General features: G+C 58.4%; 11 protein-coding genes. 8 read left to right on the top strand and 3 right to left on the bottom strand.

Annotated elements, in window-relative coordinates:
* Positions 1 to 216 precede the first annotated feature (216 nt).
* From IGW04_RS18420 to IGW04_RS18410, 3 genes are all read left to right on the top strand, one after another.
* Positions 217 to 1,482: an ArgE/DapE family deacylase gene (locus IGW04_RS18420; RefSeq protein ID WP_194714553.1), complete on the top strand. Its 1,266-nt coding sequence runs from the start codon at positions 217 to 219 to the stop codon at positions 1,480 to 1,482.
* Positions 1,479 to 2,921 (top strand): UvrD-helicase domain-containing protein, encoded by a 1,443-nt coding sequence (locus IGW04_RS18415; protein WP_194714552.1) that lies wholly within the window; start codon positions 1,479 to 1,481, stop codon positions 2,919 to 2,921. The genes IGW04_RS18420 and IGW04_RS18415 overlap by 4 nt, the downstream gene beginning before the upstream one ends.
* Positions 2,922 to 3,220: 299 nt before the next feature.
* The gene (locus tag IGW04_RS18410; protein ID WP_194714551.1) at positions 3,221 to 3,748 is read left to right on the top strand and encodes a hypothetical protein; all 528 of its coding nucleotides are present in this window, start codon (positions 3,221 to 3,223) and stop codon (positions 3,746 to 3,748) included.
* Between the two features lie 64 nt (positions 3,749 to 3,812).
* Here IGW04_RS18410 and IGW04_RS18405 read toward each other — a convergent pair whose 3' ends face one another.
* Positions 3,813 to 5,159: a replication initiation protein gene (locus IGW04_RS18405; protein WP_228527196.1), complete on the bottom strand. Its 1,347-nt coding sequence runs from the start codon at positions 5,157 to 5,159 to the stop codon at positions 3,813 to 3,815.
* Between the two features lie 1,494 nt (positions 5,160 to 6,653).
* On the opposite strand from IGW04_RS18405, the gene IGW04_RS18400 reads away from it, so the two are divergent.
* Positions 6,654 to 7,808, top strand: a complete 1,155-nt coding sequence (locus IGW04_RS18400) for a ParA family protein (protein WP_228527195.1) — start codon at positions 6,654 to 6,656, stop codon at positions 7,806 to 7,808.
* Positions 7,808 to 8,740, top strand: a complete 933-nt coding sequence (locus IGW04_RS18395) for a ParB/RepB/Spo0J family partition protein (protein ID WP_194714549.1) — start codon at positions 7,808 to 7,810, stop codon at positions 8,738 to 8,740. Before IGW04_RS18400 ends, IGW04_RS18395 begins: the two co-directional genes overlap by 1 nt.
* A gap of 237 nt (positions 8,741 to 8,977) precedes the next feature.
* Here the strand turns inward: IGW04_RS18395 and IGW04_RS18390 are convergent, their stop codons facing one another.
* A complete protein-coding gene (locus tag IGW04_RS18390) occupies positions 8,978 to 9,982 on the bottom strand; it encodes a DUF2272 domain-containing protein (RefSeq protein WP_194714548.1) in 1,005 nt (334 codons plus the stop codon).
* Positions 9,983 to 10,048: 66 nt separating this feature from the next.
* On the opposite strand from IGW04_RS18390, the gene IGW04_RS18385 reads away from it, so the two are divergent.
* Positions 10,049 to 10,297, top strand: coding sequence for a hypothetical protein (locus IGW04_RS18385; protein ID WP_194714547.1), 249 nt, complete (start codon positions 10,049 to 10,051; stop codon positions 10,295 to 10,297).
* Positions 10,298 to 10,398: 101 nt separating this feature from the next.
* On the opposite strand, the gene IGW04_RS18380 is transcribed toward IGW04_RS18385, so the two are convergent.
* Complete coding sequence (locus IGW04_RS18380; RefSeq protein WP_194714546.1) at positions 10,399 to 11,007, bottom strand: Crp/Fnr family transcriptional regulator; 609 nt, start codon at positions 11,005 to 11,007, stop codon at positions 10,399 to 10,401.
* 405 nt (positions 11,008 to 11,412) lie between these two features.
* Between IGW04_RS18380 and frc the strand changes: the two genes are divergently transcribed.
* Both frc and IGW04_RS18370 read left to right on the top strand, forming a co-directional pair.
* The gene (frc, locus tag IGW04_RS18375; RefSeq protein WP_194714545.1) at positions 11,413 to 12,663 is read left to right on the top strand and encodes a formyl-CoA transferase; all 1,251 of its coding nucleotides are present in this window, start codon (positions 11,413 to 11,415) and stop codon (positions 12,661 to 12,663) included.
* 194 nt (positions 12,664 to 12,857) lie between these two features.
* Positions 12,858 to 13,692, top strand: an 835-nt coding sequence (locus IGW04_RS18370) for an NAD(P)H-dependent oxidoreductase subunit E (RefSeq protein ID WP_194714544.1), incomplete at its 3' end; no start/stop codon positions are given.

Genomic DNA, 13,692 nt, shown 5'->3' with positions numbered 1-13,692 from the left:
GCCTGCTCCCGCTGAGACAGGCGATCCTTGCCGAGACAGCATGCATGCCCTGCATTCCCGTCCGGACAGGGCATGTTCAGCCTGCCCGCAGTGGCCAGGCGCTGCACTCCTGCATCCGCATGACCGGCTCGGGGCAAACTTTATATAATGGCCTCCTCCGATTTCCCCTGTTCACCGCCGGCGCCCATTGCCGCCTATCCCTGGCCCGAAAGACCAATGACTTCCTCTTCTCCCCATGCAAGGCTGGCTTCCTGGATCGATGCGCATTTCGATGAGGAAGTCGGCTTTCTTGCCGACATCGTGCGCATTCCCACCGACACCCCGCCCGGCGACAACGCGCCCCATGCCAGGGCCGTCGCCGCAATGATCGGGCAGCTGGGCTGGCAGGTTGAAGAGCATCCCGTGCCGCAGCAGACCGTGCATGACTACGGCATGGCCAGCATTACCAACCTGATCGTGCGGCGGCGCTATGCCGATGGCGGGCCGACGCTGGCGCTCAACGCGCATGGCGACGTGGTTCCGCCTGGCGAAGGATGGACCAGGCCGCCCTATGGCGCCGTCATCGAGGATGGCCGGATGTATGGCCGCGCCGCCGCGGTGTCGAAGTCGGATTTCGCGACCTACCTGTTTGCGGCAAGGGCAATCGAGGCGCTGGGATTGCCGCTGCGCGGCGCGCTGGAACTGCATTTCACCTATGACGAGGAGTTTGGCGGCAACCTGGGGCCGGGCTGGCTGCTCGAGCAGGGCCTGACCCGGCCCGACTATCTGATCGGCGCCGGCTTCAGCTATAACGTGGTCAATGCGCACAATGCCTGCCTGCAGTTCGAAGTGACGGTGCATGGCAAGGCCACGCACGGATCGATTCCCGAGACCGGACATGACGCCCTGCAGGCCGCCACCCGGGTCCTCAATGCGATCTATGCGGAAGTGCCGCGCCTGAAATCCATCCGTTCCGCGATTGCCGGCATCAGCCATCCGACCATGATCGTCGGTCGCATCGACGGCGGCACCGATACCAACGTGGTGCCCGGCAAGGTCGTGCTGAAAATGGACAGGCGCATGATTCCGGAAGAAGACCCGGCGCAGGTCGAGGCGGGCGTGCGCCGGCTGATCGAGGAAGCGGTGCGAGGCCTGCCGGGCATACGTGTCGAGATCCGGCGGCTGCTTCTGGCCCATGCGCTGCGGCCCCTGCCCGGCCAGGAGAAGCTGGTCGACAGCCTGCGCCGCAACGCGCGCGAAGTGCTCGGCGAGGAGATCACCGCGCTTGGCTCGCAGCTCTATACCGATGCCCGGCTCTACAGCGAGCACGGCATCCCGGCCGTGCTGTACGGCGCCGGCCCGCGCACGGTGCTTGAATCCAATGCCAAGCAGGCCGACGAGCATCTGGTGCTGGACGACTTGCGCGCCGCCACCAAGGTCATTGCGATGACCCTGTTCGACTTCCTGACTGCCTGGAGCCAGGAAAGCGAAAAAGCAGCGTGAACCGCATCGTTCTGACCGGGGAACAGGCGGCGGTGGTGCAGAGCACCGCCGCCAACCTGGTGGTCAATGCCTATGCCGGCACCGGCAAGACCACCACGCTGCGCGAATACGCGCTGGCGCGGCCGGATCAGCGCATCCTGTACCTGGCATTCAACAAGGCCACCGCGAGCGAAGCCGCGCTCAGCTTTCCGCCCAACGCCACATGCCGCACCATCCATTCGCTGGCCTACACTGCGCTGGGCCATCGCTATCGCCACAAGCTGTCGCCGCTGCGTCCCAACGACATCATGCAGCTCTACCAGGGCGTCACCGCGGCCATGGCCGACCTCCTGGTGCGCACGGTAGAAAGCTTCATGGTGTCCGCCGACGCGGCCATAGGCGTCGAGCATGTGCCGTTTGAGTTGGCCATGTCGGACCGCCAGCAGTTTGCCGCGGCTGCCCGGCGGCTGTGGAACGACATGACCGACGCCGGCAAGGCCGTGCCGCTGCCGCATGACGGTTATCTGAAGCTGTACCAGTTGTCCCGTCCGCTGCTGACGCGACGGCATGACATCATCCTGCTTGATGAGGCACAGGACACCAATCCCGTTACCGCCGATATCGTTTTTTCGCAGCGCTGCGGCAAGGTGCTGGTGGGCGACCGCCACCAATCCATCTATGGATTCCGCGGCAGCATCAATGCGATGGACCGGCTGCCTGAAGGCGAGGTCCACTACCTGACCCATTCGATGCGCTTCGGCGAACCAGTCGCCAGGATCGCGAGTCTGCTGCTGCATGCGCTCAAGGGGGAACGTCAGTCGATCAGAGGCAGCGGCGTCATGGCTGCGTCGCCATTCCGGATCGACCGCAGCCGTTCCCATGCGATCATCTGCCGCACCAACGCCTCGGTGTTCTCGCAGGCGGTGCAGGCTGTCGACCGCAGCCGTATCCATTTCGTCGGTGGCGTGCAGAATTACCTGCTTGGCAAGCTGACCGATGTGCATCATCTCTGGAGCGGCCGCGCCGACCTCGTCAAGGACGGCTTCTACCGTGCCTTCGAGAATTTCGACGCGCTGGCGCTGTATGGCCGCGAGACCGTGGACAAGGACATCCTGTCGGTAGTGTCCGTCGTCAAGGAATACGGCGCCGCCCTGCCCCGCCTGATCGACCAGGTCAGCACCAGTGCCTGCGCGCAGCCAGGCGAAGCCAATCTGCTGCTGATGACGGCGCACCGCTCCAAGGGCCTGGAGTTCGACCAGGTGCTGCTCGACGATGACTTTCACGATCTGGTCGACAAGAAGGGCCGACCCAATCTTGGCGCAATGGACGCGCACGCCTTCGAGCAGGAGGTCAACCTGCTCTATGTCGCCCTGACACGGGCGCGGCATGCGGTGGAACTGAACAGCCAGTTGCAGGCGGTGCTGGATGCGGTGCAGACGGGCAAGCTGGGCGCGCCCTGAGCGCATGATGGCGCCGTTTTCCGGGAGGGCCGGGGCGCGCTGTACAATAACGCTCCTGACACGGCTGCCGTGAAAGCAGACATCTGCGATGCCGGGCCGATGGCCCGGATTCCTGGTGCGAAAACCAGGCAGCCTGGCCAGCGCCCGTGACTGCGTACCGGCAACCCTTCCTGCTGCAACGGTTTGAAGCGGCGCCAGAACGAAGCGGCAACTGCCGTGTCATAAATTGATCGACGGCGGGCGGCTGGCATCATGCCAGCCTTCAAGCCTGCTGCTTATTCCCTCGGAGAACCTGAACATTGAGTGCTACCAGAACCAAGCGCTGGAATGGCGACATTGCCACCCTGCCAGCCGAGTACGCCAAGGGCGTGCTTGAAAAAATGGCCGCCTACGGCGACCGGGTACAATTTTCATTGACCAGCGGCGGCGCCGAGCCCAGCTATCAGGTCATCAACGACATGGGCAAGGCGATTGCCTTTGACCGTCAGCATCACCTGCTGCAGGGCCAGGAAGAACTGTTCGCTGGCGCCAATGCAACGCCGGTGATGAGCGCTGAACAGCTCAATACGGCCCTGTCGGGCTATGGCGCCAGCGCCCGCGGCGGCAGCCGCACAGGCCGCGTGGTAAAAAGCGCCAGCGGTCCGACCAAGACGGCGGCTGCGCGACTGGACGAGCAGGTTGCGGCCGCACGCTATGCCTATTTCAAATCCAACCGGGCGACGCTGCCGGCGCGCATTGCGGAATACTCCGGCGAGATCGACCAACTGCTGAAGAAAGGCAAGCCGGTCGAGGAAGCTTTCGCGGAAGTGGTCAAGAAGTACTTCTGATCGCAGCTCCTGGCCTGAAATGGCTCATACCAATCCCGATTCATGTGATGGATCAGGATTGGTATCAAGCCTTCTGCATGCTGTTGACTGCGGCAAAGGCCAGCAGGTCGGTGTCGGTGGGTTCTGCCCACTGCTGCTGCGCAAACCACATGCTGAATGCGGAGCGCGCGCTCGCCGTCGACAAGCCGCGTGACAGGTTCAAGCCCTTGGCACCCGGACTCTCCTTGAAACGGAACAACCAGTCGCTCTGGTCGGTGGCAGGCAATTCGTTGTACATGCCCAGCGCATCCTTGGCCCGGTCGGCAAGAAAACGCTCGCGGATCGCATTGATCGACGCCTCGATGCTGGGCGGCTTTTCCATCTTCTGGATATTCTTTCTTGCGATATCCACATTCGACGCATAACCATCCCGCAGGGCCTGCTTGAAGTAACCCGCCGGCGATCCGATCGCCCCGGCCCGCGGATTGCTGACGCGGCTTTCGGTGAGCTCCAGCGTGGCGCGCAGCTTGCCATCCTCGGTGGTTGCGAGGGTATTGCAGGCATCCTCCTGCGACAGGCCCAGCGCCATCATGCGCTGCACCAGGTCGCCATCGATAATGGGCGGCGCTGACAGGGCCAGGGATTCCTGCTGAGCCGGTTCCACCTTGAACTGCAGGCTGACGATCTTGCGGCCCTGCTTGTGCTCGATCAGCTCGACATTGATGTCGGTGACCATGTTGATCTCGCTGATGGCGTATTTCAGCACGTCACGCTTGAAATACTTATATTCCGGAATCGCATCACTGACCGGGTTGCCAGTCAGCGCGCCATACCACCATGCCCATTCGGCGCGGTTGGTGAGCTTGGAAGGATTGGTCGCATAGCGTCTGCAGATCTCATACAAGGCCAGGCTGGCGCCTGAACGCAGCAGGGCCTGGTAGTACACCGACAGCTTGGTATAGGACCCGGGCGCCATCACCATGCTTTCCACCTCTGGTGGAAAGGCAAAGCCAAACCAGAGCATGCCGCCCTGCTTCTTCAGGCCGCGTGGATTGACCAGCTTCACCGAGGAGACCAGGCGCTCGCTGGTCCACTGGATCGCATCTTCGGAAAAGATCCGGATGTTCTGCAGTTCCTGCACCTGTTCCTTGAAGAGCTCGGTGTCGCGGCTGTCATAGGCGGCATCACGCGCCAGTTCCGCCAGGGGTATCCAGTAATAGTTCTTTGCCGCCTCCGTGTCGATCGGCGCATTCTCTCCCTTGTGGCGTATCCGCTGCGCGTGGTACACCATGACATTGAATATCTTGCGCGACAGCAGCGACAGCCGCCCTTCTGACACGCGCAAGCCTATCGCCTCGTTTGTCTTGCGGAATTCCTTGAGTTCGGTACTCCCGCTGCTGCTGGTTTTGCCTGCTTTCTTTTTTGCTGTCATAGCGTCATATGGTGAGAAGCGGCCTACCAGGCAGGCTCACCGCGAGGATGGTGCACGAAAAGTGAGAAGAACGCAATCACCGTTGTTGCATGATGTTCACCTCCCTTCCTTCGCTGAATATGCCGGGTCCCCGTAGGGCCTCACCTTCAGGCACATTCTCTCCCTGTTTCCACTCACCGAGGTCCCTGTATGGCCTCACCCAGATGCTGTTGAAACCCTGTGCAGTCTCACCTTGGTCCCTGCCGGACCTCACCCAGATCCCTGCAAAAGCTCACCTCAATCCGCGCTCGGCCTTACTGGCATTGCACTTCCCGATTTTTAAGGTTTACAAAGCTTTAAGGTGTTTACTTATTCAAACTCTCAAGAGCATCGGGCTGGCGTGCCCCTGGCAAGAAATTCCGCCACAAAAGCGCGTATTACGGACCCTTGAAGGCCAGGCAAGAAGCAATAGCACGCTATCAGGAAGAATGGGATACCTGTAAAGGCTCACCATAGACTGGTCTAGTGCAGACGAATGCGGATATCAGTGTGGAATACGCCTTGTATCACTGCTGCTCACGCATTTTCATTGCTGGAAAAGGGAGTCATGAGCCTACGGGAAATACTTTTGAGCGCATTGCTACCTGTAAAAGCTCACCTTATGGCCCTGGTACCGCTTCCAGGATTGCATGGTGAGAATAAACAGGGACTCACCATCTGCCTGTATCCCCGTAAAACCTCACCATAAGCAAAAATGGTCCCTGAATTGCCCAGATGCATTCGCAAGGCCGACTTGTTGCAACCTTATGGTGAGGTTTTACGGGGATGTTGGCGCATCGGTTCCTGTAGAACCTCACCTTATATATCCCTGGGCGTCCCGAGATCCCTGTGGAATCTCACCTTTAACCCAGCAGCATGAGAGCGAGGGTTGCCGAGTCCTAAATTTCTCGAACGCGGCAGCATTGGGAATACCCGTCTGGGATCCACTTTAATGCCGCACTTTGGGCTTTTACCAGGGATTTCTTTCGCGAGCCAAGCTTATGGACGGCCTAACTGTCCATGAGCACGGCGCAATACCTGTAAAAGCTCACCTTTTATTCATACGCTGGCAGACCGGATGGATATGGGGCACACCTGCCTGTAGAAGCTCACCATTCTTTTCTCGCATGGAGCCTACAGGCGAAAAACAACATGGGCTTGGTCTGATTCGACCAATCCGGGCACGCTCGCCGCTTGTGGGGGCGCCTGGCTAGCCTGGTCGCCCCAAGTTGGCCGGCACCCGCCTTTCAAGGTCCCTGTTGGGTCTCACCTTAAATGGCTCGAAACGATCTTGATGCAGTTCTGCCATCGATGAATAACTGTAAGAGCCTAATAGGCGCCTGGACCTTGGTCTCTTAGGAGGTTTTGATAACTTTGGTAGGTTATTTAGCTAAAAGGTACATTGAACCTACCAAATGAGTTGACATGAGCTAATAGCATGCAGACAATGCGTGCTTCAGTCTTTAATCAGGGGGAATGATGCGATCGACATTTGCATTGCAGGATGATGTTGTTTATCGGCTTAAAGCAGCCGCTGCGCTGCTCAATATTTCGGAGAACACGTTGCGCAATCATCTGCGCGATAGCGGCATGGAAATACAGAGGGCGAACAAGAAGAATCCGGCTTCGCCGGCTGTCAGACTGTTCAGCATCGCCGATATTTTCCGCCTGGCCCAATGGCGACGGGAACAGGAACTGGTAAAGCGCGTGTCATCGTCGCCTACCATCATTGCAGTTGACCTGATTAAAGGCGGTGTCGGCAAGTCGACTACCGCAGGAGAACTCGGTGTCCAGCTATCGCTATTGGGCTACCGAGTGCTGATGATCGACCTGGATGTGCAATCCAACCTCACGCAATTAATGGGTTACGAGAGTGACCTCACAATGGACGAAGCATCCCAGCATGATCTGAATGAAGATGGCATCATCACAGGGACCTTTTCGACCGTGTGCACGCAGTACATGGAAAGCAAAAGTGGCCGTGGCACACGCATGGAGAACGTTGCAACCTTGATTAAACGGCCGTTCGGGATCCATGGACCTGCGCTGATTCCGTCGGATACCTTCCTGGGCGACCTGGAGCAGGCGTTCACTTATGCCAAGGGCAATCGGGAACTGGTATTCCGCAACCTTTTCAAGGATTCGGCGGCAGGTCAAGTGCCGGGACTCAATGTATCGGAATTCGATTTCGTTATCTTCGACTGCCCACCCTCGATTTCCTTCTCTTCAACCAACGCCATCGCCGCGGCCGACCTGGTGATTGCTCCGATCCGCATGGACTCGTTTGCGGTGAAGGGGCTTTCCCGACTCGTATCCGAAATCAACGGTCTGGCGGAACGTTCGCCAGAGGTACGCCCGCAGTTAATGATATTGCCCACACATTACTCCACCAACATCACCAGGGTATCCAGGATGCAGCAACAGCTTCAGGCCTATAAGACGAATCTTTCGCCGACAGTCATTTCTTCCAGCGAGCTGTTCCCCAAGACCCAGGAGAATTACCTGCCGCTGACACTGCAGCAGCCAACGGCGGCGCCTGTCGGGGAGTATCGCTTGTTTACCGAATTCGTCCTGTCGGTAGCGGGCAAGCTGGCCAGGAAACCGGCGAGCGTTAATAAGGAGGCAGCATAATGAAACAGCGACTGGCGCCCCGGATGCCGCTGGCCTCCTTAAAGACCTTCGATCAACCGGAACCCGTGAGCGTTCCAAGCGATGAGGAACGAATAGCCGACGGTTCTTTTTCCGCACCCGAAGCGAAACCTTTGCCAGTACAGGGTTATACGCCAGCGGCGGAGATTCCCATCACGCTAATCGATAAAAGTCCGCATCAACCACGGCTGATTTTCGATCCCGAAGCGATCGACGCATTAGCTGCTTCGATTAGCGAATCGGGCTTGATGTCTCCTATAACGGTAAAGACGAAAGAGGACGGGCGGTACGAATTGATTGGCGGGGAACGCCGTCTGCGCGCGCATCAGATCCTGGGCAAGCAACAGATACCGGCATTCGTACTTGAGAATATTTCGGTAACCGATGCGGCGATTGGCGCTCTTGCAGACAATGAAGCCAAACGTTCCCTTTGTGATTACGAGCGCGGAAAAGCATACAAACGGACCTTGGCGATGTCCACCGAGGCAGGAAAGTCGTTGACGCAAGGAACCCTGGCGAGACGTATTGGCGTGTCGGATGCAACAATAAGCCGCTGCCTGGCGTTTTTCGATTTGCCGCAGGAAGCGATTGCCATGCTGGACGAAAAGCCGAATTTAATCGGTGCCAAGAATGCGGCAAGCCTGGTGACGCTCGCCAAAAAAGGCCACGGCCGAATAGTGATTCAGGCATTGAGACGCATCAGCCAAGATGGCGCTTCGGAGCAGGGGGCAGTCAATTGGGCAACAAGTGAAGTGAATCGCCTTTCGAAAACGACCCAAAGCATCGTCGCGTTAAAAATTAAAGGACAGCATTTTGGCGATGTGGTGGTAGACGGATCTCGCCTGATCATTAACTGCAAAAATGGTTACACGGCAGAAGATATTCTGTCGAAACTTCTGGAGTTGGCTGATTAACAGGCAACCGCGAAATTTTCACCGTGAAAATCCCCATTGGTTTTTCACGGTGAAAATCGCAGAGAACACAGAAACCGCGCTTCTCGGCGAAAACTCCCTTATCGCAAGTCATTGAAAAATCAAAACTTTTTCGTTGAATTCGGACAAGAAAAAAACGGGCGAACGATTTCAGTCTCTGTAAATCGGTATATTGATAATGCAATGAGCTGGATCTATTCATCCGCTTTAACGCCAGCCTCAGCGCAACCGCAGCAAAACACTCCATTGCTGTAGGTTCAGGTCTGATTGACGACAGCTCTTGTCCTGCGCACACGCCAGCGGCAATGGTCTTTTACTCTTCCCCGCATAGTGGGTTGAAGATAGCAGGCCATTCCGGTCAAGCTTCAATCTGCGCATCGCTATAGACTGCAGCATATTCCCGCTAACTGTCTCCATCTTGCTGGCCGACCGATCCACTATCACCACGATCTCGCAATGAGAGGCAGCCGCGAATCCAGGGGAGCTTATGGCGTCACGCCAGCCCATGTAGTTACCCGGTCCGAGTGCGCCGCGAGAATAGCAGAGCAAGTCGCCTTCGCGTGGATGTGTGCTGCGCGGGTCGCAGGCCTGGTATGCATGCCTTGAATCTGCCGAGAAAGCCTGCTTTATATACTGCCAATGTGCAGCCGCATAACGGAACTGTTCGTCTGGGAGGCCCGCCTGATGCATTACATACGAGACGAACGCTGCCGACCAGGGCGAATCGCTGAGCGCAGCGCGGACAGCGGCCTGGCGCAAACTCTCTTTACCGTCAGAAAGGCCTTGTTCTAACAAAGAGAACAGATCGCGCAGGGTCTCTTCGCTCGTCCTCGCATTGGCTGCCTTGGTATTCAGCGCGCTCGGAAAAGCGACTACCTTGCGCGACAAGGCGATTCCGGGAACATGCTGGTCGAGAACGAGCCAATATTCCCACACCCGCCGCCACGCAGGCAGAACAGGATCGGAAGATGCCGGCTGGCCTGTTTCCGGATCCAGCAGGGGCTCGTTCTCCGTTTCTGTCGAGCCAAACTTCCACAAGCGGCCATTGGCGTCGATCCGGTGCCCATTAAATACCGCATATTCGTTCAAAGCTGCGGCGACAATGCGTTTGCTCCTTGCATTTATTACGCCAGCTTCGGCGCAACCGTTCGCCATCGCCGGAGACGGGCTTGAAAACATCGCAAGTAAGGCGGCCGGGAGCGCCAGGACACGTAGCACGTTCATTCAGATTTGATATATCAGATAACACCAGTAAAAATTGGAAATTGATTTCGCCAGAGAATACATTTCTTGAAAACCTATCTTGCACTTTTTGAATTCAAGGAATATTTCATGAGTACCTCCGCGCTGACATTTACTGACCCGCTGCCGCACGGCGGCTACGCGCCGAAGACGGCACGCCGTCCTCCGATGCTTCCATTCAGCCGTCTGCTCAGCCTTCTGCAGCAAAGCATGAGCATGATGCAAGCCATTCCGGACAGCGGCCGCATCAGCCAGCGTCAACTGGCGAAAGTGCGCGCGATGGCGGACAGCATCTGATTCTTCTCTCTTCCCGCTCGCTCGCAAAACGAAATGCCGGCTTGAAAGCCGGCATTTTTCATGGCGCGCTTTCGCGCCGTTCGGTTTGCTGCTGCAGCACTCTAGATCTTGCCCTGATTCTTCAACCGGCTCAGGGTTTCCGGCGACAGGTTCAGATAAGACGCCAGTTCCTTCTTCGGGAGCCGTTCAAACAGGTCTGCATGTTTGCGAACGAATCGATGTACACGGCCAGGCGCATTCAGCAAATGCAAGGTGATGGTATGGGCCATGATTTCGCTCATCAGCTGCATCACTTCGAACTCGAAGGTTTGCTTCACTTCCGAATGGCTTTCGATGAACATTACCCATTGCGGCAGAGACAGCTTGGCCACACGGGCCTTGGTGACTGAAACAATGCTGTAGGGTGTTGGCGTCTTCAGCCTCCACGCAGCATAGCTGGTTTCGATATCGCGCTCGGCACCAAAGCGCAAGATCATTTCCTTCGCGTTCTGATTGGTCACTGCACGTTTGAGAATGCCATCGAGAATGAAGTACTGTTCCATCTCGTAAATGCCCTGATGCAGCAGCACATCGCCCTTCTGACAATCTACGATGGTGAGATAGGGCTCAAGCGCAGCCATTTCGCTTTCCCTGAGACTTTTCAGGACTTTATTCTGTTTTAACTGGACGCGAATGATGTTTTTTTCTGGATGGCTTGCAACAGATGACATGTCTTGTTTCGTTATCAGGTCGGTGGGGCACTATGCGGCGAAAATTGACCCCGGTCAATGAGGAAAAGCAGGCCTGCTCGCTATGATGGACTCAACGTGACGCACAGTGTTCAGGCTGGGTCGCATGCAATATATCGTGCATGATGTGGTAAATGAAATGACTTTACAAGCGCATTAACCGGAAAAGTTTATTAAGATTAAGCAATGGAATTTACTGTAGCAGTGCATTAAATACCGTCAATAAGGAACAGCCCCATCAATGCTCCAGTGACGGAAGGCCAGCAAGGCTAGCGGCATGAGGTTGCCGCCCGGCTGGAGAAAACAATGCCGCAAGTATATTCTGACGAGCCAGCCCGAAGAGGCGGCCGACGCTGACAGGTATATACACATCATCAGGAGACATCAATGAGTAAAGCCCTCGACGGCGTCCGCATTCTCGACTTCACTCATGTCCAGTCCGGGCCGACCTGTACGCAGTTGCTGGCATGGTTCGGGGCAGACGTGATCAAGGTCGAGCGTGCCGGTGAAGGCGACGCTACCCGTGGCCAGTTGCGCGACGTGCCGGATGCAGACAGCCTCTACTTCACCATGCTGAACCATAACAAGCGCTCGATCACGCTTGACACCAAGAAGCAGGCTGGCAAGGAAGTGCTCGAAACCCTGATCAAGCAATGCGACGTGCTGGTGGAAAACTTTGCGCCTGGCGCGCTGGACCGCATGGGTTTTACCTGGGAACGTATCCAGGAACTCAATCCCCGCATGGTGGTCGCCTCGGTGAAGGGCTTTGGCCCGGGCCCGTATGAAGACTGCAAGGTGTACGAGAACGTCGCCCAGTGCGCGGGCGGCTCGGCGTCGACCACCGGCTTCGACGATGGTCCGCCGCTGGTGACTGGCGCGCAGATCGGCGACAGTGGCACCGGCCTGCACCTGGCGCTGGGCATTGTCACCGCGCTGTATCAACGCAACAGCACAGGACGCGGCCAGAAGGTGCTGACTGCCATGCAGGATGCGGTGCTGAACCTGTGCCGTGTCAAGCTGCGCGACCAGCAGCGCCTGGAGCATACCGGCGTGATGGAAGAATATCCGCAGTTTTCCGACGGTCGGAAATTCGGCGATGCGGTGCCTCGCGCCGGCAATGCTTCCGGCGGCGGGCAACCGGGCTGGATCCTGAAATGCAAGGGCTGGGAGAGCGATCCGAATGCCTACATCTATTTCATCGCACAGGCGCCGGTATGGAAGTCGATCTGCCAGGTCATCGGTCGCGAGGAATGGATCACGGACCCCGACTACGCGACGCCCCGCGCGCGCCTGCCCCGCCTGATGACGATCTTTGCCACGGTCGAGGAATGGACCAAGACCATGACCAAGTTCGAGGCCATGGACATCCTCAACAAGTACGACATTCCCTGCGGTCCCATCCTGTCGATGAAGGAAATCGCCGAAGAGCCTTCGCTGCGCAAGACCGGCACGGTGGTCGAGGTGGATCATCCGAAGCGCGGCAAGTATCTGACCGTGGGCAATCCTATCAAGCTGTCGGACAGCCCGACCGAAGTGACGCGTTCGCCGCTGCTGGGCGAACATACCGAGGAAGTGCTGACGCAGCTGGGTTATTCGGAACAGCAGATTGCGGCCCTGCGGGAAGAGCGCGTGATCTGAGCCGGAAGGCGCGGACGGCAGGGGAGGGGCCGGATCCCGGTCAACCCTTCCCGGTCGGTTCGATGCCACCACCTCATCAATTAAATATTCAATGCATGCCTGTTGCGCCTGATGCCGCGGGTTCCCCCGCTGCAGCCTTGTGAATGCATGGAAGACGGCTTTAATTTATTAAACCCTGAGCTGGCGGGAAAACGATGAACAAGATAATCATTCCGATCGCGGTGCAAGGCGCAAGCAAACAGCGCAAGCGCCAGGCGCCCAAGGGCCGGCGGGTCGATCCGCAGGCCCTGTCCGAAGTGCAGGCGCTATTGGGCGACATGCCGCGCCGGCGCGACCTGCTGATCGAGTGCCTGCACCTGGTCCAGGACCGCTACCGCTGCCTGTCGACCCAGCATCTCGCCGCGCTGGCCCAGGAACTGCGCATGGCCCAGACCGAGGTCTACGAGGTCGCCAGCTTCTACCATCATTTCGACATCGTGCGCGAAGGCGAGGACAGCCCGGCCGCGCTGACCGTGCGCGTGTGCGACGGCATCGCCTGCGAACTGGCCGGCGCCGGCGAACTCATCGAGCGCCTGCCCGCCATCCTCGGCGCTGACGTGCGCGTGCTGGCCGCGCCCTGCGTGGGCCGCTGCGAACAGGCGCCGGTGGCCGTGGTCGGCCAGAAGCCGATTCCCCAGGCCCGATGCGAAACCGTGCAGGCCGCCGTGCAGGCAGGCGAAGTCGCCGATGCGCCCGCGCCCGGCTATCTCGACCACGCCGGCTACCTGCAGCAGGGCGGCTACCAGCTGCTGCGCCAGTGCCTCTCCGGCGAGCGCGATGTCGACAGTGTGCTGGCCGCGATGGAATCGTCCGGCCTGCGCGGCCTGGGCGGCGCCGGCTTTCCGGCCGGGCGCAAGTGGCGCATCGTGCGGGCCGAGGCCGGCCCGCGCCTGATGGCGGTCAACATCGACGAGGGCGAGCCCGGCACCTTCAAGGACCGGGTCTACCTCGAAACCGATCCGCACCGCTTCCTCGAAGGCATGCTCATTG

The organism is Noviherbaspirillum soli (assembly GCF_015352955.1).
In the GTDB taxonomy this organism is placed as follows: domain Bacteria; phylum Pseudomonadota; class Gammaproteobacteria; order Burkholderiales; family Burkholderiaceae_D; genus Noviherbaspirillum_A; species Noviherbaspirillum_A soli.
Note: the sequence above shows the minus strand (reverse complement) of the source record. Positions and strands in the feature narration are given on the sequence as shown.